Annotated in this window: 14 protein-coding genes and 1 pseudogene; 6 read left to right on the forward strand and 9 right to left on the reverse strand. The window is 72.9% G+C overall.

Annotation, left to right across the window (positions count from 1 at the left end):
- Positions 1-69: 69 nt before the first annotated feature.
- The 4 genes from ACRWNP_RS35605 to lepA all read right to left on the reverse strand — a co-directional run bounded on the left by ACRWNP_RS35605 (position 70) and on the right by lepA (position 6665).
- Entirely contained in the window at positions 70-1941 is a 1872-nt protein-coding gene (locus ACRWNP_RS35605) for a SpoIIE family protein phosphatase (protein ID WP_431968923.1), read from the reverse strand.
- A gap of 288 nt (positions 1942-2229) precedes the next feature.
- Positions 2230-4107, reverse strand: a complete 1878-nt coding sequence (locus ACRWNP_RS35610) for an AMP-dependent synthetase/ligase (RefSeq protein ID WP_431968925.1) — start codon at positions 4105-4107, stop codon at positions 2230-2232.
- 233 nt (positions 4108-4340) lie between these two features.
- The gene (locus tag ACRWNP_RS35615) at positions 4341-4598 is read right to left on the reverse strand and encodes a hypothetical protein (protein WP_431968927.1); all 258 of its coding nucleotides are present in this window, start codon (positions 4596-4598) and stop codon (positions 4341-4343) included.
- A gap of 201 nt (positions 4599-4799) precedes the next feature.
- The gene (gene lepA, locus ACRWNP_RS35620; protein ID WP_431968929.1) at positions 4800-6665 is read right to left on the reverse strand and encodes a translation elongation factor 4; all 1866 of its coding nucleotides are present in this window, start codon (positions 6663-6665) and stop codon (positions 4800-4802) included.
- 236 nt (positions 6666-6901) lie between these two features.
- Here lepA and rpsT point away from each other — a divergent pair, with 236 nt between their 5' ends.
- Positions 6902-7168, forward strand: coding sequence for a 30S ribosomal protein S20 (gene rpsT / locus ACRWNP_RS35625; protein ID WP_319133817.1), 267 nt, complete (start codon positions 6902-6904; stop codon positions 7166-7168).
- 643 nt (positions 7169-7811) lie between these two features.
- Here rpsT and holA read toward each other — a convergent pair.
- The gene (gene holA / locus ACRWNP_RS35630) at positions 7812-8795 is read right to left on the reverse strand and encodes a DNA polymerase III subunit delta (protein WP_431968931.1); all 984 of its coding nucleotides are present in this window, start codon (positions 8793-8795) and stop codon (positions 7812-7814) included.
- Between the two features lie 40 nt (positions 8796-8835).
- On the opposite strand from holA, the gene ACRWNP_RS35635 reads away from it, so the two are divergent.
- Together ACRWNP_RS35635 and ACRWNP_RS35640 are read left to right on the forward strand one after the other, a co-directional pair.
- On the forward strand, positions 8836-9081 hold the full coding sequence (locus tag ACRWNP_RS35635) for a hypothetical protein (protein WP_431968933.1): 246 nt from the start codon (positions 8836-8838) through the stop codon (positions 9079-9081).
- Between the two features lie 3 nt (positions 9082-9084).
- Complete coding sequence (locus ACRWNP_RS35640) at positions 9085-10533, forward strand: hypothetical protein (RefSeq protein WP_431968935.1); 1449 nt, start codon at positions 9085-9087, stop codon at positions 10531-10533.
- Here the strand turns inward: ACRWNP_RS35640 and ACRWNP_RS35645 are convergent.
- Positions 10499-10762 (reverse strand): GlsB/YeaQ/YmgE family stress response membrane protein, encoded by a 264-nt coding sequence (locus tag ACRWNP_RS35645; RefSeq protein ID WP_431968937.1) that lies wholly within the window; start codon positions 10760-10762, stop codon positions 10499-10501. The two genes, ACRWNP_RS35640 and ACRWNP_RS35645, sit on opposite strands and share 35 nt — an antisense overlap.
- A gap of 221 nt (positions 10763-10983) precedes the next feature.
- On the opposite strand from ACRWNP_RS35645, the gene ACRWNP_RS35650 reads away from it, so the two are divergent.
- On the forward strand, positions 10984-11382 hold the full coding sequence (locus ACRWNP_RS35650; RefSeq protein ID WP_431968939.1) for a RidA family protein: 399 nt from the start codon (positions 10984-10986) through the stop codon (positions 11380-11382).
- Between the two features lie 31 nt (positions 11383-11413).
- Here ACRWNP_RS35650 and ACRWNP_RS35655 read toward each other — a convergent pair whose 3' ends face one another.
- Positions 11414-12190 carry an arylamine N-acetyltransferase family protein gene (locus ACRWNP_RS35655; RefSeq protein ID WP_431968941.1) on the reverse strand — a complete coding sequence of 259 codons (777 nt, stop codon included), beginning with the start codon at positions 12188-12190 and terminating at the stop codon, positions 11414-11416.
- Between the two features lie 56 nt (positions 12191-12246).
- Here ACRWNP_RS35655 and ACRWNP_RS35660 point away from each other — a divergent pair, with 56 nt between their 5' ends.
- The gene (locus tag ACRWNP_RS35660; protein ID WP_431968943.1) at positions 12247-12579 is read left to right on the forward strand and encodes a pyridoxamine 5'-phosphate oxidase family protein; all 333 of its coding nucleotides are present in this window, start codon (positions 12247-12249) and stop codon (positions 12577-12579) included.
- 325 nt (positions 12580-12904) lie between these two features.
- Entirely contained in the window at positions 12905-14326 is a 1422-nt protein-coding gene (locus tag ACRWNP_RS35665) for an APC family permease (RefSeq protein ID WP_431968945.1), read from the forward strand.
- Positions 14327-14440: 114 nt separating this feature from the next.
- On the opposite strand, the pseudogene ACRWNP_RS35670 reads toward ACRWNP_RS35665, so the two are convergent.
- Positions 14441-16894, reverse strand: a pseudogene (locus ACRWNP_RS35670) (ComEC/Rec2 family competence protein); the annotation flags it as partial.
- Positions 16891-17307 carry a ComEA family DNA-binding protein gene (locus ACRWNP_RS35675; RefSeq protein ID WP_431968947.1) on the reverse strand — a complete coding sequence of 139 codons (417 nt, stop codon included), beginning with the start codon at positions 17305-17307 and terminating at the stop codon, positions 16891-16893. The pseudogene ACRWNP_RS35670 and the gene ACRWNP_RS35675, both read right to left, overlap by 4 nt.
- Between the last annotated feature and the right edge of the window lie 126 nt (positions 17308-17433).

Below are 17433 nucleotides of genomic sequence, written 5' to 3' on the forward strand. Positions count from 1 at the left end.
GCGCTGGCGGACCGCTGGTCCCCAGCCAACGTGAGCCAGGAATCCCCCTCCCTTAAGGCGGGGAGGATGTCAATGGGCCTGAAGCACGAGCATCGCGAGATCGTCGTCCGGCGGCGCCACATCGTACTCGTGCACCGCCCGCCGGATCCGCTCCGCCACTCCCGCCGCCCCCAGCCCGGCGCACGCCGCGAGCACGGCCGCCAGCCCGTCGTCGTCGTCGAACTGACGGCTCCCGTTGCGCCGCTCCGTCACCCCGTCCGTGACGCACAGCAGCGTGTCCCCGGGGGCCAGCCGGAACGATTCGCTGCGGTACCGTGCGTCGTCCGTGATCCCGAGCAGTATCTGCGGGGCCGCCGCGGGCCGCACCGCGCCGCCGCTCGTGAGGAGGAGCGGAAGGGGGTGCCCGGCGCTGGCCAGCGTGCACAAGGCGCCGCCGCCCGCCGCGCCCTCCCCCACGCCCTCCGGAACGATCTCCCCGTACAGCAGGGACAGGAACCGCGGCCCCGCGTCCCATCCCGGCCCGAGGGCGTCGCCGAGCGTGGCCGACGCTGCCTCGTCCGCCAGAGCGCGGTTGAGCCGGTCGAGGACCTCCGCGACGCCGTACCCCTCGCGCGCGAGGAGCCGCATGACGGGCCGGGCGAGGCCGGTGACCGCGGCGGCCTCGGGGCCGTTGCCCTGGACGTCGCCGAGGGCGAAGCACCAGCGGCCGCCGCCCGCGGGGAAGAGATCGTAGAAGTCGCCGCCGACGACGTCCGCGCGCGTGGGCTCGTACACGACGGCCGTGTCGAGGCCCGGCACCGCGCCGAGCCCGGCGGGCAGCAGGCCGCGCTGCAGGACCCGGCTGATCATGGCCTGCCGGGTGTACTGGCGGGCGGTGCCCACCGCGAGCGCGACGCGGCGTGCGAAGTCCTCGATGAGACCGATGACCTCGTCGGGGAAGCGCATCAGCCCGGTGCGCCCCAGGAGCAGCGTGCCGTGCCGGCGGCCGCCGGTCACCAGGGGGCAGGCCAGGGCCGCGCCGACCGCCTCGTCCGTGCCCTGGGCGGCGGCGGGCCACGGCCAGGGCACGGCACCGGCGCGGGAGCCGGGCGGCGGCGGTTCCTTCTCGAGCACCATGCGCAGCCCGTCGATACGGCTCTCCGCCGCGTGCCACACGCGCGCCAGGCGCGGCTCGGAGCCCTCGGGCCCGTCCCCGGAGAGCCAGACGGCGCACCAGTCGGCGAGCCGGGGCACGAGCAGCTGCCCGGCGAGGGAGGCGACCATGTCCTCGTCGAGTTGCCCGGCGAGCAGGTCGGAGGCCTCGGCGAGGAAGGAGAGCGAGCCGCGGTTGATCCACTCGCTGTCGTGCGGCCGCGGGAGGCGGTGCGCCGTGGGTGCGAGGATCTCGGTGGCGCGGAGTCCCCGCAGCAGGGCGCGGTCGGCCTCGGGGGGCAGCGGCAGGGTGACCCCGGGTTCGCGGTCGGCGGCCAGCCGGCACCAGATGGTTTTGAGGTCGCGTCGGTAGGTGATGCCCCACTCCTCGGAGAGGGCGGAGACGAGTTGCAGTCCGCGCCCGCCGTCACGGCCCTCGCGGGCGAGTTCGGCCCGGTCGCGGACGACCCGGGCGGGGTGGTGGTCGGAGACCTCGACGACGAGGCCGCCGTCCTCACGTCCGCCGGGCGCCGGGCTCTCCAGCCGGCAGAGCAGCTCGACCGCGGTGCCGGCGTGGATGACCGCGTTCGTGACGAGTTCGCTCACGAGCAGCACCGCGTCGTCCACGAGGTGGTCCCCGATGTTCTCGGCCGGCCAGGGCTCCTGCGTGGTCCACTCGGCCAGCGTGGCGCGGACGAACTTCCGTGCCGCAGAAGCCGCCAGCTGGTTGCCGGGCAGGCTGGTACGGGAAACGAACTCCCGTGGGATGGAATCTGGCCCCACTGTGCGGCTCCCGAGCAGATCCGGCATTGCGTCCTTGACGACCCGCCCAGCGTGACAGACCGGAAGCGCTCATAAGCACCGAGTCACCGAAGAAGGCCGTCATGGTCCCCAAATCGGCTGTTCCCGCGCCGAAAAGCGCGAGTCCCGTGCGCCCGCGTGTCGTCGGCCCGCCGCCGGACGGTGTGTGGATACGCGCGGCCGAGCCGGCCGGGGTGCCGGCCGAACTCGCCGGAACGTGCAACCCACCGCGTGGCCCGGCTGGAACGCGCGCTGCGCGGCGTGAACCTGCCGGGCCCCGGATGGGTGACTGGGCGCTCAGCCTTCCCGCGTACCGGCGTACATGTCCTCGATGAGGTCCTTGAACTCCCGCTCCACGACCGGCCGCTTGAGCTTCAGGCTGGGCGTGAGGTCGCCGTGCTCGACGTCCAGGTCGCGCGGCAGCACGCGGAAGGTCTTGATCTGCTGCCAGCGCTGCAGGTCCGCGTTGACCCGCTGCACGTAGCCGTCCATCAGGGCCCGCACCTGCTCGGAGCCGACGACCTCCGCGTAGGACTTGCCCTCCAGACCGTTCTCCTTCGCCCAGCCGAGGATCGTGGGCTCGTCGAGGGCGAACAGGGCGGTGCAGAAGTTGCGGTCGGCACCGATCACCAGGACGTTGCTGATGAACGGGCAGGCGGCCTTGAACTGGCCCTCGACCGCGGCCGGCGCGATGTACTTGCCGTTGGAGTTCTTGATGATGTCCTTCTTGCGATCGGTGATGGTGAGGTAGCCGTCCGCGGAGAGCTCCCCGATGTCACCGGTGTGGAACCAGCCGTCCGACTCCAGCACTTCGGCCGTCTTCTCGGGCAGCCCGTGGTAGCCCTGCATGATGCCGGGGCCGCGCAGCAGGATCTCGCCGTCCTCGGCGATGCGGACCTCGGTGCCCGGCAGCGGCTTGCCGACCGTGCCGGTCCGGTAGGCCTCGCCGGGGTTGACGAAGCTGGCGGCGCTTGACTCGGTCAGGCCGTAGCCCTCCAGGATGTGGATGCCGGCGCCGGAGAAGAAGTAGCCGATCTCCGGGGAGAGGGCGGCGGATCCGGAGACGCAGGCGCGCAGCTTGCCGCCGAACGCTTCGCGGAGCTTGGCGTACACCAGGCGGTCGGCGACTGCGTGCTTGGCGGAAAGGCCGAAGGGGGCGCTCGCGTTGCCGGTGCGGCGGCGGTTGTCCTGGGTGACCTTGGCGTACTCGCGGGCGACCTCGGCGGCCCACTTGAAGATCCGGTACTTGGCCGCGCCGCCGGCGCGGGCCTTGGCGGCGACGCCGTTGTAGACCTTCTCGAAGATGCGCGGGACGGCGGCCATGTAGGTGGGCTGCACGACCGGCAGGTTCTCGATGATCTTGTCGACGCGGCCGTCGACCGCGGTCACGTGGCCGATGGTGATGTGCCCGGCGGTGAGCACCTTCCCGAAGACGTGCGCCAGCGGCAGCCAGAGGTACTGGACGTCGTCCGCCTCCAGCAAGCCGTTCGCCTGGATCGCCCGGGCCATGTACGCCCAGCAGTCGTGCGGCAGCCGTACACCCTTGGGGCGGCCGGTCGTGCCGGAGGTGTAGATGAGGGTGGCCAACTGGTCCTTGGTGATATCGCCCACGGCCTTGCGGACCGCCTCGGGGTTCTTCTCCAGGTAGACCTTGCCGCGCTGCTCCAGCTGGGCCAGCGAGAGCGCCCACCCGTCGTCCCCGAGGTCGGCGCCGTCGGCGTCGACGACCACGACGTGGGCCAGCTCGGGCAGCTCGGCGCGGCGCTCGACGGCCTTGGCGAACTGGGCGGAGTTCTCGGCGATCAGCACCCGGCTGCCGGAGTCGGCCAGGATGAAGGCCGTCTCGTCGGCGTTGGTGCTCGGGTAGACCGTGGTGGTCGCGGCGCCGGCGCAGAGCACGCCGAGGTCCGCCAGGATCCACTCGACCCGGGTGGCGGAGGCGATGGCCACCCGCTCCTCGGGGCGTACGCCCAGGTCCATCAGGCCCGCGGCGACGGCATGGACCCGCTCCGCGGCCTGCTTCCAGGTGAGCGACCGCCACGACTCGAGGCCGTCACCGGCCGACGGCACCGGGTAGCGGTACGCCTCGGCATCGGGCGTCGCCTCGACGCGCTCCAGGAACAGGTTCGCCACGGAGGGCGGCCGGTTCTCGATCAAAGTCTGCGTGTCGGTCACGACAACCTCCGGGGGCCCGCCTCTTTACTGAGTGACTCGCGAGTAACTAACGAGTGGTGATCAGAGTAGGGAATCGGCGCCCGCTTGGTAAGAGGCCGCGGCCACCGCTACGCAACCGTGACGAGCGAATACATTGCGCATACACATAACGGCGGGCCCGCCCGGAATCCGGGGAGCCCGCCTTCCGGACACCGCCCGGCCACCCGTCGGCGGCACCGCGGGGAGCGCGACGCTCAGCCGCCGATGGGCAGACCGCCGATCATGCCCTTGGTGCCCCCTGCCCTGCCCGCACCGCCGAGCAGTTCGTTCGCCTTGCCGGTGACCGCCTTCAGACCGGTCTTGGCGACCTCGTCCTTGGCGTCCAGGATCTTCATCGGCCCGTTGCCGAGCGGGAGGGCCTCCCCGGCGAAGGCGGGGGACGCGGCGGCACCGGCGGCGCCCAGCGCGATCACGGAACCGGCGACGACGGCCGCGGCCTTCGAGTACTTCACTTCACATTCCCCTTCCGCAGCGACGTCTTTCGCCGCTGTCACGATGAGTAACGTCGGGGACTCCCGGCAGAAACCGCGCGGGCCGGGCTTTTTGCCAATCACCCGAATGCCCGACCGCTCATACGAAAGGGCGCCTGCCCGTTAATCGGACAAGCGCCCTTCCTGTGTGGTGCCCCGGACCACGCCGGCGAGCCGTGCCGGCTACTTCTTCTTGGCCCCGCCCTCGTCGCTGGAGAGCACCGCGATGAAGGCCTCCTGCGGCACCTCGACGGAGCCGACCATCTTCATCCGCTTCTTGCCTTCCTTCTGCTTCTCCAGCAGCTTCCGCTTACGGGAGATGTCACCGCCGTAGCACTTGGCGAGGACGTCCTTGCGGATGGCGCGGATGGTCTCGCGGGCGATCACCCGGGAACCGATGGCGGCCTGGACCGGCACCTCGAAGCTCTGCCGCGGGATCAGCTCGCGCAGCTTGGCCACCAGGCGCACGCCGTACGCGTAGGCGTTGTCCTTGTGCGTGATGGCGGAGAAGGCGTCGACCTTGTCGCCGTGCAGCAGGATGTCCACCTTGACCAGGCTGGAGGCCTGCTCGCCGGTGGGCTCGTAGTCCAGCGACGCGTAGCCGCGGGTCTTGGACTTCAGCTGGTCGAAGAAGTCGAAGACGATCTCGGCGAGCGGGAGGGTGTAGCGGATCTCCACCCGGTCCTCGGAGAGGTAGTCCATGCCGAGCAGCGAGCCCCGCCGGGTCTGGCAGAGCTCCATGATCGCCCCGATGAACTCCGTGGGCGCCAGGATCGTGGCCCGCACCACCGGCTCGTACACCTCGGCGATCTTGCCCTCGGGGAACTCGCTGGGGTTGGTCACGACGTGCTCGGCGCCGTCCTCCATCACCACGCGGTAGACCACGTTGGGAGCCGTGGCGATCAGGTCCAGGCCGAACTCGCGCTCCAGGCGCTCGCGGATCACGTCCAGGTGCAGCAGGCCCAGGAAGCCGACGCGGAAGCCGAAGCCGAGGGCCGCGGAGGTCTCCGGCTCGTAGACCAGCGCGGCGTCGTTGAGCTGCAGCTTGTCCAGGGCGTCCCGCAGCTCCGGGTAGTCGGAGCCGTCCAGCGGGTACAGCCCGGAGAAGACCATGGGCTTGGGGTCCTTGTAGCCGCCCAGGGCCTCGGTGGCGCCCTTGGTCTGCTGGGTGATCGTGTCACCCACCTTGGACTGGCGGACGTCCTTCACACCCGTGATCAGGTAGCCCACCTCGCCGACACCGAGACCGTCGGCCGGCAGCATCTCGGGCGAGTTGGTGCCGATCTCCAGCAGCTCGTGGGTCGCGCCGGTGGACATCATCTTGATGCGCTCGCGCTTGTTGAGCCGGCCGTCGACGACCCGGACGTAGGTGACGACGCCGCGGTACGAGTCGTACACCGAGTCGAAGATCATCGCGCGGGCGGGCGCGTCGGCGACGCCGACCGGGGCCGGCACGGTTTCCACGACCCGGTCCAGCAGCGCCTCGACTCCCAGACCGGTCTTGGCGGAGACCTTCAGCACTTCGGAGGGGTCGCAGCCGATGAGGTTGGCCAGCTCCTCGGAGAACTTCTCGGGCTGCGCGGCCGGCAGGTCGATCTTGTTCAGCACCGGGACGATGGTGAGGTCGTTCTCCATCGCCAGGTAGAGGTTGGCCAGCGTCTGCGCCTCGATGCCCTGCGCGGCGTCGACCAGCAGGATCGTGCCCTCGCAGGCCGCCAGCGACCGGGAGACCTCGTAGGTGAAGTCCACGTGCCCCGGGGTGTCGATCATGTTCAGGATGTGGGTCCTCCCCTGACCGGCGCCCTCGGTGGGCGCCCAGGGCAGTCGGACCGCCTGGGACTTGATCGTGATACCGCGCTCGCGCTCGATGTCCATCCGGTCGAGGTATTGGGCGCGCATCTGCCGCTGATCCACCACGCCGGTGAGCTGGAGCATGCGGTCGGCGAGTGTCGACTTGCCGTGGTCGATGTGCGCGATGATGCAGAAGTTGCGGATCAGCGCCGGGTCGGTACGGCTCGGCTCCGGCACGTTCGAAGGGGTCGCGGGCACGCAGGGTCCTGTCTCTTGAGGCGCCTGTCGCCTCTGGTCGGATCGATACGTATGGCTCCCATAGTCCCATGGCCGGGGCCCACGGCCATGCCGGGCGGTGCGGGAGGAGCCCGGAGGCCCGCCGCGGAACACCGGTTTGGGCGGCGCGGCGGCCGACTGCTAGCCTGGGCAGTCGCGCCTCGTGCCCTCTACCCGAGGCGCGGACCCCATCAGATCAAACCTGAAAAGGCTCTTTCGTGGCGAACATCAAGTCCCAGATCAAGCGCAACAAGACCAACGAGAAGGCGCGCCTGCGCAACAAGGCCGTAAAGTCCGAGCTCAAGACCGCCATCCGTCGCACCCGTGAGGCCGTGGCCGCCGGCGACGTCGAGAAGGCCACCGAGGCCGCGCGTCTCGCCTCCAAGAAGCTCGACAAGGCCGTGAGCAAGGGCGTCATCCACAAGAACCAGGCCGCCAACAAGAAGTCGGCGCTGGCGCTGAAGGTGGCCGGCCTCCAGGGCTGAGCCTTCCCGTAGTAGTACCCGTCGGTGAGGACACAGCGGTCCCTCTCACCCGCTCCTCCGCCGGCACCTTGATCTTCCGGCCGCACGCGGCCTGCGTTCGCCGTTAGCGGCGAGTGTCGACGTAGGTAGCGCCTCCGAGTAACGCCACGCTTGGATGCGGTACGAAGCCCCTGACCTACGGGTTGGGGGCTTTTCGTCATCCCCAGACACAACGAAACCCCCTCCTCCCGAAAGAGGAGGGGGCTCGCCGGACGGTCACCGGGTTGGCGGACCTCACCCGGGCCAGCGCCGGCCTCCGCGGCAGCGAGGTTCCTGCCGCGGGTCATTGCCCCGGGTCGGCGTACACGTGGCACAGCCAGCCATGGACCGGGGCGGGGTCTTAAGGGGGGGCGCGGAGAGCGACAGGCATCGGCGCCGGCACCGGTCCAGGGAGCAGGTCGGCGTCGGAGGACTTTGAGAGCGCCCGCGGGAGGATCTACCTTCACGACTTTCCCGGAGCACACGGGCTACCGCGAGAACGTCACACGCCACTGGAGGGCCGGGCGCCGGAGCCGACGACCACGCCTCATCCTCCACGGGACTCCACGTTGACGCCGGCGAATGCGCCGGCCGTATGGCCGGCGCCTGCGTTCGTGATGCCGGCTCAGCGGGTTCGCGCGGCCCGCGCCACGGCGACGACCGCCTTCTCCAGGGCGTAGGCCGGATCCGCGCTACCGCCCTTGACCGCGGCGTCGGCCTCGGCGACCGCGCGCAGGGCGGCGGAGACGCCGTCACCGGACCAGCCGCGCATCTGCTGCCGGACGCGGTCGATCTTCCATGGCGGCATGCCCAGCTCGCGCGCCAGGTCCGCCGGGCGCGCCCCGCGCGGGGCCGAGGCGAGCTTGCCGATGGCCCGGACGCCCGAGGCGAGCGCGAAGGTGATGCCGGGCAGCGGTTGACCGACCGCGATCGCCCACCGCAGCCGCTCCAGCGCTTCGGCGGCGCGGCCGGTCACCGCGAGGTCTGCGACCTCGAAGCCGGTGGCCTCGGCCCGGCCCGTGTAGTAGCGGGCGACCACGGCCGCGTCGATCGCGCCCTCCACGTCGGAGGCGAGCTGGGCGCAGGCGCCGGCCAGCTCCCGCAGGTCGCTGCCGATGGCGTCCACCAGGGCCTGGCAGGCCTCGGGGGTCGCGGACCGGCCCAGCGTGCGGAACTCCTGCCGGACGAAGGCCAGCCGGTCTGCGGGCTTGGTCATCTTCGGGCACGCCACCTCGCGCGCCCCGGCCTTGCGGGCCGCGTCCAGCAGGCCCTTGCCCTTGGCGCCGCCCGCGTGCAGCAGGACGAGCGTGATCTCCTCGACGGGGGCGTCCAGGTAGGCCTTGACGTCCTTGACGGTGTCCGCCGACAGATCCTGTGCGTTCCGTACGACCACGACCTTGCGCTCCGCGAAGAGCGACGGGCTGGTGAGCTCCGCCAGCGTGCCCGGCTGGAGCGCGTCCGGGGTGAGGTCGCGCACATCGGTGTCGGCGTCGGCGGCGCGCGCGGCCCGCACGACCTCCCGTACCGCGCGGTCGAGGAGCAGGTCCTCCTGCCCCACCGCGATCGTCACGGGGGCGAGCGGGCTGTCTGTCGAACTGTTCCTGGCCATCGCGGTCCAGCATCCCACGCGGGTCCGACACAATGTCCCGGTGACCGACGTCAGACATGTGCTCGTCCTCCCCGACCGCGACGCCGCCGAGGACGCCGCCGACGAAGCCGCCGAACGCTTCGACCTGCCCGCCCGCCCCCAGCTCGTCCGTGACGCCCTCGCCGGCGAGGACGACGCCGAGGATGCCCAATGGCTCGTCGTCATCGACGACGAGGACGAGGAACTGGACCCCGCCGCGCTCAACGAACTGGCGGAGGAGTTCGAGGGCTGGCTGGAGGAGGACTAGGCCGTGCCGCTGCGCGTTCCCGCCCAGCGCCGTCGTCGCTCGCAGGAGCCGGGGACGGAGCGTCCCGAGGCGGCCGGGGTTGTCCCGGCCGTTGTCCCGACGGTCCCGTTCAACCAGCGCGTACGTCTCCTGGTCGAGGCCGTCGACCAGCCCGACGAGCTCGCCCTCGTCCAGGGGCTGATGGAGGAACGGGGCTGGGCGGTGCGCCGCGCCGGCCGTGAGGACGCCCCGGCCACGGCGGGCGGCGGCCGCGTCGCGCTCATCGTCGAGGTCCGGCTCAACGGCTCGCGCTGGCGGGCCGAGAAGGCCGCGTGCGGGGCCGTGGAACGCCTGGCGAGGACCCGTCAGCTCGGCCTGTGGGTCCGGGACGCGGCCCTGTTGCTGCGGCCGGACGACCCGCGGACCGAGTACCGCGTGATCCGCCGTCCGGGCGCGGGCGCCAGCCGGCGCGACCGGCTCGCACGGTGGTGGGCCGCGTGCGGCGGGCGCGGCGCGCACCGGCTGCTGCGGCTGCCGGACGGGGTCACCCGGGAGGCCGTCGAGCGGGAGCTTGCGGAACGTCCCCTGGGCGGCGGCACCTTCACCCCCGGCGCTTACGAACTGCGACCCGCACCGCCCGAGACGGTGGAGGCGGCCGCCGCCGGGACGCGCCACCCCGCCGTGCCCCGGGTGCGGGTGCTGCCCGCTGTGGCAGGCGTGGTTGCGGCGGCTCTGCTGGGGTGGGCGGCGGCCGAAGCGGGCGCGGAGCCCCTGTGGTGGCCACTGGCGGCGGTGGCCCTCCTCTGCGCGCCGGGGGTCCACTTCGCCCTGCGCGACTCCTGGTTCTCACGCAACGCGGTCTGGCTGGTGCCGCTCGCCCTGCCCGTGGGGTGGTCGCTGGTGACCTGGCTCGGCCGGCTGATGCAGGCGTTCTATCTCGACCGGTTCGGCATCCCGTCCGGCTCCGTCCGCTCCGCCGGGGACCTGTGGCCGTACGCGGCGGCCGCCGAACCGCTGGGCCTCGCCCTGGCGTTCGTGCTGTTCTTCACGGCGGTGGCGGGCTGGCTGCGGCACGTGCACATCGCCAAGGGGGACAACCGCCTCGCCCTGGTCGTCGTCGCCGTGCTGCTCTCGGTGGCGTTCGCGGCCACCGCGCTCGTCGCCGGAGCAGGCGACGCGGACCGCGCCGCCCGGGGGGCGGCGACCGCAGCCCGGCAGGGGTACGTCCCGGCGACGTACTTCGGACTGCACGGCACCCTGATGTGCGTGGTGCCGGTCGGCGAGGGCCCCGTACCCGTGGAGAACGGCCCGGTGCCGGCCGACCACGCCGTCCTGTCCTTCGGCGCCGCCGGGGACTGGATCTGGCTGTGGGACCCGGACCGTTCGCAGGCGCTGTCCGTGCGCCGGGAGGACGTGCAGCTGCTGCCCGCGCCCGCGGTCAGCGGGAGTCGCCGAACAGGATGCGGTAGATGATCAGGAGGAGGAGCGCGCCGCCTATGGCCGCGCCCCAGGTGGGCAGGTCGTAGAAGTCCTTGGTGATGGGGTGGTCGAGGAACTTCGCCGAGATCCAGCCGCCGACCACCGCGCCCGCGATGCCGGTCAGCGTCGTCCCGACCAGTCCGCCCGGGTCCTTCCCGGGGAGCAGTATCTTCGCGATGGCGCCCGCGATCAGGCCCAGGATGATCCAGCCGATGATGGTCATGCCGTCAACCTGCCACGGCCTCCGGCCCGTCATGCGTGCCGGGACAAAGCCATGGGCAAGCCGTGACACGGTGGTTGCACTTCCCGGCGAACCCCTGGCCCGGCCGCGGGGTGGGGCGCGGCCCGGCGCGAAAACCGGGTGACGTCCGCGTCGGCGGCTCGGCAGGATCGGCACGTCAGCCAGGTCAGCCGGGTCAGCCGGTTCGAGGCAGGAGGCTCCCCGTGGTGCACCGCACGATCGTCCCGACGTTGTTCCCGCCGCCCGGTTACGCGCACGCCGCGGTCGTCGAGGCCGGCCGGCGGCTCGCCTTCATGGCGGGTTCGGTACCGCTCGACGCGGAGGGCGCCCTGGTGGGGCCCGGTGATCCGGTCGCCCAGGCGCACCAGGTCGTCGCCAATCTCGACGAAGCCCTGCGGGCCGTGGGCAGCGGCCTGGAGCACGTCGTCGCCAGCACGGTGTACGTCGTGGGCACCGATCCCGCGGAACTGTCTCAGGTCTGGGAGGTCGTGCGGGCTTCGGGCCTGGGCGAGGGGCCCCACACCTCGACGCTGCTCGGCGTCGGCTGCCTCGGCTACACCGGCCAGCTGGTGGAGGTCACCGCGACGGCGGTGGTGCCCTGACCCGGCGCCCTGATCTTTCGTGGACCGAGTCCTACTCAACCTCGGGGACTTGCTCCAGGACGAGACCGAAGCGGTCGCGGTAGGCGGCGAGGACGGCGGCGTCGCCCTCCAAAGCCTCTTCCCGCCGGATGCCGTCCGGGGCGGTGGTGATGAGCGTGCGGCCGGAGAGGGTCAGCCGGCCGCCGTCCTCGGTCAGGCGGGAGCAGACCAGGGACTGCGCGAAGTGGGAGTGCGGCGAGGTCTGCTGGTACCAGGAGCCGGCCTCGAAGTCGGCGAGCTCGCGTGGGCGGAGCTCGAGGCGGAAGACCGGCTCGCCGTCGTGGTGGAGGTCGAGGTCGCCGTACGGGGCCGGGGTGAAGCGGAAGACGCCGCCGGGGTCCGTCTGGTCGACGTCGGGGGTGAGGTCGAGGGGGTGGTGCGCGTGGCGGCCGAAGCCGACGTCGGCGAGCAGGGTGACGTCGTCGCAGGTGCGGACGTGGAGGGCCATGTGGTCGAAGGGGATGCCCAGGCGCCGGCCGTTGATGGAGCGGGCCGCGTGAAGCGTGACGTCGTAGCCGAGCGCGGTCAGCAGGGCGCCGAAGGCGCCGTTGACCTCGTAGCAGAAGCCGCCGCGGCGGGCGGTCACGATCTTGTCGAAGAGGGCCTTGGGGTCCAGGCAGACGCCTTCGCCGAGGTGGATGGAGAGGTTCTCGAAGGGGACGGCCACGAGATGGCGCACGTGCAGCTCGCGGAGGGCGGCGGCGTCGGGGCGTTCGGGGCGTTCGGCGCCGATGCGGCGGAGGTAGGCGTCGGCCTGGGAAGCGTCCATGGCGTCAGTCTCGGGGAATCGCCGGCGCCCACGCCAGCCCCGGACAGCTTCGCGGTATGACTCGAACACTGCGCGAGCGGCACGCCGGGGCGATGGGCCGGCTCAGGGACGACGAGGACGTGTGGGTGGCGACGGCGGACGCGGAGGGCGTGCCGTGCCTGGTCCCGCTGTCGTTCTGGTGGGACGGGGAGGAGTTGTGGCTCGCCACGCGGCGGACGAATCCCACCGGCCGGAACCTGGAGGCCTCGGGGCGGGTGCGGCTGAGCCTGGGGCACACCAGGGATCTGGTGCTCGTCGACGGCACGGCGCGGGTCGTGGAGTTCGCGCGGCCTGCCGGACGGCGTCGGCGACGCCTTCGCGGCGAAGGCCGCCTGGGATCCCCGCGGTGACGGACCTTCGTACGCGTTCTACGCGATCCGGCCGCAATGGGTGCAGACCTGGGGACGCTGCCCGAGATGCGAGACCGGGACCTGACGAAGGAAGGGGTGTGGCTATTCTAAAGCCAGAGCACCGATATCCACGGCACGAGACCTCAAGTTTCCTGTTTTACGTCGAGCATTGGGTTGTTGATCTTCGGATTTCGTTGTCCGAAGACTCTTGACGGAGGCTTGACGCGCGCGGTTTCATCCTCGGAAGCGGAAGTGAATATTCCGTTTCGTGTTTCCCTGGACCGGAGGCGGTAGCCCCCTCAGCCCGACCCGATCGGATGCGCGCATGACCGACACGCTCCACCCGCCGACGGCCCCGCACTCGCCGCTGGCCCCGCCCATCGAGGCACCAAAGTCGCTCAAGAGGTCCATCGGCGTGGTCGGCGGAACGCTTCTGACGCTGTCGTGCCTGACCCCGGCGTCCTCGCTGTTCGTCATCGTGCCCCCGCTCTTCGCCGGCCTGGGAACCGGGACGGCGCTGACGATCGTGATCGCGGCGGTTCTCTGCATCGCGGTGGCCTTCTGCTATTCGGAGCTCGGGACGCTGATACCGAGCGCGGGCGGCGAGTACGCGATGGTGGGCACGCTCATCGGGCGGCTGGCCGGGTGGATCGTGTTCGTGCTGTCCCTGGTCGTCGTGATGATCGTGCCGCCGATCATCGCGCTCGGCACGGGCGAGTACCTGTCGCCCATCATGCACATCGACCCGAAGATCGCGGGCGCCGCCGTCATGCTGCTCGCCACCGTCATGGGTCTGCTGGACCTGCGGGCCAACGCCTGGATCACGGGCATCTTCCTGGTGCTGGAGGTCGTCGCGGCGGGGGTCGTGGCCTTCCTCGGCTTCTCCCACACCTCCCGGTCGGCCTCGGTGCTGATCCACCCGGTCACGCAGGCCGGGCACGGGGTGAGCACCGCGGTCACGGCGGGGACGATCATCGCGGGGCTGGCGATCGCGCTCTTCGTGCTGCAGGGCTTCAGCACGGCCGTGTACCTGTCCGAGGAGATGGAGAACCCGCGGCGCACGGTCTCCCGGACCGTGCTGTGGACGCTCGGCATCGGCGCCCTGGTGGTCATCGTGCCGACGATCGCGATCACCCTGGGCGCGCCCGACATGAACTCCCTGATGGCCGGCGACCTCTCCGCTCTCGTGCAGGGCTGGAGCAACTCGGCGGTCGGCACCTTCATCAGCCTCTGCATCGCGCTGGCCATCATCAACGCGGGCATCGTGATGGTCATCCAGAACTCCCGGGTGCTCTACGCCTCCGCGCGGGACCGCGCCTGGCCGGCCCCGGTCAACAAGGCGTTCGGCACGCTGAGCAAGCGTTTCGGCGCTCCGTGGATCGCGACGCTCGCGGTGGGCGTACCGGGCGCGGTGCTCTGCTTCGTGCCGGTGGAGACGCTGAGCGGTGTCACCGGCGTCGCGGTCGCCGCGATGTACATCGTCGTCGCCCTCGCGGCCCTCGGCTCGCGCCGCGGTGGGCACAGGGAGCGCGCGGCCTGGCGCATGCCGCTGTGGCCCGCCGTGCCGCTGCTCCTGGTCGTCGTGCTGGCGTACGTGCTGACCCAGCAGACCACGAAGGACCTGGTGATCACCGGTGTGATCGTCGCCGCCTCGCTGGCCTACTGGATCTGCTACCTCCGGCCGCGGCGGAGCACCCGCTGGGTGATCTCGGTGCCCGAGGAGGAGATGGGCCTGGAGAACGCCTGAGCCGCCCGTCCCCGGAGCCCGTGGGGCCCGTGGGGCCCGTACCGGTCGTGCTCCGGTGCGGGCCCTGCCCCGTCCCCGGACGGCCCGCTGCGCGGCGGGCGACGCACCGGCCGCGGCGGCCCGCAGATCCTCCCGGTCGCCCAGGACGGCGACCGGGCCGTCCCGGTCGGTGCGCAGGACGGTGGCGCCCTGGGCGCGCAGCGCGGCGAGGGTGCGGGGCGAGGGATGCCCGTACGGGTTCGCGGCACCGCAGCTGACGAGCGCCAGACGGGGCCGGAGACGGGCCAGCAGCGCCGCGTCCTGGTAGCGGGAGCCGTGGTGGGCGACCTTCAGGACGTCGACGCGCGGGAGGTCCGGGACGGCGGTCAGGAGCGCGTGCTGGGCCGCGGGCTCCAGGTCACCGAGAAGGAGCACGGTGAGCCCCGCCGTACGGACCAGCAGGGTGACGCTGGCGTCGTTGGGGTTGGCGTCGTTGGGGTTGGCGTCGTTGGGGTTGGCGTCGTCGGCGCCCGCGAGCAGGGAGGGCGCGGCGGGCCACAGCACGCTCCAGTCCAAGGAGCCCAGGCGGCGGCGCTCCCCCGGCGCCGCGCGAAGCACGGGAACACCGGCGGCGGCCGCCTGACGGCGTACGAAGGCGGCCTGGTCGGAAGGTTCGTCGAGGGTGGTGGTCTCGATGGCGCCGACCGAACGGCCCCGCAGGACCCCGGTGAGACCGGCGACGTGGTCGGCGTGGAAGTGCGTGAGGACGAGCAGCGGGACCGCGGTGACCCGGAGGGAACGAAGACAGCGGTCGACGAGGCGGGGCTCCGGTCCGGTGTCCACCACGACGGCGGTGCCGTCGCCCGCGGAGAGCACCAGCGCGTCGCCCTGGCCGACGTCGCAGGCCACCAGCCGCCAGGTCGGCGGCGGCCAGCCGGTCACCGAGCGGGGCAGCGGCGCCGGACGCACCACGGCCAGCACGAGCAGCAGCACGGCGGCGGCGCACAGCCAGGGGCGCCGCAGGAGGCGGCGCCCCGCCGCGACGACCGCCACCGTGACGGCGGCCAGCAGCAGGGCGCCCGTCCAGGTGCCGGGCCAGTCCAGCGTCGCCCCGGGCAGCGCGGCACCGCGCCGGGCCACCGCGGCGATCCAGGCGGCCGGCCAACCCGCGACCCAGGCGAGGGCCTTGGCGGCGGGCATGGCGAACGGCGCCGCGGCCAGGGCGGCGAACCCGAGGACGGTGGCGGGGCCCACCGCGAGTTCCGCCAGCAGGTTGCAGGGGACGGCGACCAGGCTGACATGGGCGGCCAGCACCGCCACCACGGGGGCGCACACCGCCTGCGCGGCCGCCGCCGCGGCCAGGGCCTCCGCGAGGCGCGGCGGCACCCGCCGGCGCCGCAGGGCGGCGCTCCAGCGCGGCGCGAGGACAAGGAGCGCGCCCGTGGCCAGCACGGACAGCGCGAAGCCGTACGAGCGGGCCAGCCAGGGGTCGTGGAGAAGCAGCAGCAGGGCGGCCCCGCACAGCGCGGGCAGCAGGCTGCCGCGGCGGCCCGTGCCGATGGCCAGCAGGGTGATCAGTCCGCAGGCGGCCGCCCGCAGCACGCTCGGGTCCGGCCGGCACACGACGACGAAGGCCACGGTGAGCCCTCCCCCGAGCACAGCCGTCACGCGTAGCGGGAGGGCCAGCCGCGGCGCCAGGCCGCCGCGCTCGGCGCGCAGGGCGAGACCCGGCGGGCCGATCAGCAGGATCAGCACCAGCGAGAGGTTGGAGCCGCTGACCGCCGTCAGATGCGTCAGGTCGGTGGCTTCGAACGCGTCGTGCAACTCCGCCGGGATACGGGAGGTGTCCCCGACGACCAGCCCGGGAAGCAGGGCGCGGGCGTCGGGCGGCAGGCCCTCGGTGGCCTCGCGCAGCCCCGCGCGGAGGCCGCCGGCCACGCGTTGCGCACGGCCCGGCGCTCCGACGACGCGCGGCGGTCCGCGGACCGACAGCACCGCGGCGATCCGGTCTCCCTGGCCCTCCGCCGGGGCGAGCCGGGCCTCCGCCTCGACGCGCGTGCCGGGCAACAACGTCAGCCACGCGCGGGCCGGTTGGCGGGCGATCAGCAGGACCGGCGTGCGGACGGCGGTCGTTGTGCCTTGCGCCGCCACGCGCACGGCCTCGGCCCGCGCCAGCACCGCGTCCGGGGCCCGGACGGCCCCGCGCACCCGCGGGCGGATCAGCCGGGGGTCCGAACTCAGACGCAACTCGACCCGCGCATGCGCGTGTTCGGCTGCCAGGACGGGCACCGGACCCCGGTGCAGATCCGTGGCGTGCAGGCCCGCGACGGCCGCGGACGCCGCCGCGCAGAACACCACGGCGGCGGCCGTCGCCCACCGGCGTACGAAGGACACGAGCGCCCCCAGGACGAGCAGGGCGCACGCCCATGCCACGGCTCGCCCGGGCGCGGCGAGGGCGATGCCCGCGGCGAGCCAGGCCACGAGCGCCGGGGCCACCAGGCGGAGGTCCGCCGGACCCTCCTGGCGCGGGTTCGACGCGCCCCGGGGTGAGGCGGCCGCCGCGTGCACCGCCGGGCGGGGCGCGCTCACGGGGTGACCAGCGGTTTGAGGTCGGAGAACCGGCGGTCCCCGATGCCGTTGACGTCGCGCAACTGCTCGACGGAGGTGAAACCGCCGTGTTGGCCGCGGTAGTCGATGATGTGCCGGGCGAGCACGGGCCCCACACCGGGCAGGGAGTCCAACTGCTCGGCGGTGGCGGCATTGAGGCTGACCGGACCGCTCGCGACGGCGGTCCCCGGGACCCCGGCGGCGGGCGCAGGCGCGGGGCGGCCCACGACGATCTGTTCCCCGTCGGCCAGCAGGCGGGCCAGGTTCAGGGCACTGGTGTCCGCGCCGGGCAGCGCTCCCCCCGCGGCGGCCACGGCGTCCGCCACGCGGGACCCCGCGGGCAGCCGGCGCAACCCCGGTTTCCTGACCTTGCCCGCGACGTCCACGACCAGCACCGGTTTCGCCCCGGGCGCGGGGCCCGGCGCCCGGGACCCGGCCGCGCCGGAAGCCCGCGCGGCGGCGGGGGTCTCGGCCGCGGGGGGGGGGGGGGGGGGGGGGGGGGGGGGGGGGGGGGGGGGGGG

Origin of the sequence: Actinacidiphila sp. bgisy160 (genome assembly GCF_965342435.1) — a bacterium.
In the GTDB taxonomy this organism is placed as follows: domain Bacteria; phylum Actinomycetota; class Actinomycetes; order Streptomycetales; family Streptomycetaceae; genus Actinacidiphila.

Excerpts from the sequence above, each read along its gene's own strand:
- ACRWNP_RS35605 (WP_431968923.1), bottom strand. The coding sequence starts at position 1,941 with ATGCCGGATCTGCTCGGGAGCCGCACAGTGGGGCCAGATTCCATCCCA.
- holA (WP_431968931.1), bottom strand. The coding sequence starts at position 8,795 with ATGGCCAGGAACAGTTCGACAGACAGCCCGCTCGCCCCCGTGACGATC.
- ACRWNP_RS35645 (WP_431968937.1), bottom strand. The coding sequence starts at position 10,762 with ATGACCATCATCGGCTGGATCATCCTGGGCCTGATCGCGGGCGCCATC.
- ACRWNP_RS35655 (WP_431968941.1), bottom strand. The coding sequence starts at position 12,190 with ATGGACGCTTCCCAGGCCGACGCCTACCTCCGCCGCATCGGCGCCGAA.
- ACRWNP_RS35660 (WP_431968943.1), top strand. The coding sequence starts at position 12,247 with ATGACTCGAACACTGCGCGAGCGGCACGCCGGGGCGATGGGCCGGCTC.
- ACRWNP_RS35665 (WP_431968945.1), top strand. The coding sequence starts at position 12,905 with ATGACCGACACGCTCCACCCGCCGACGGCCCCGCACTCGCCGCTGGCC.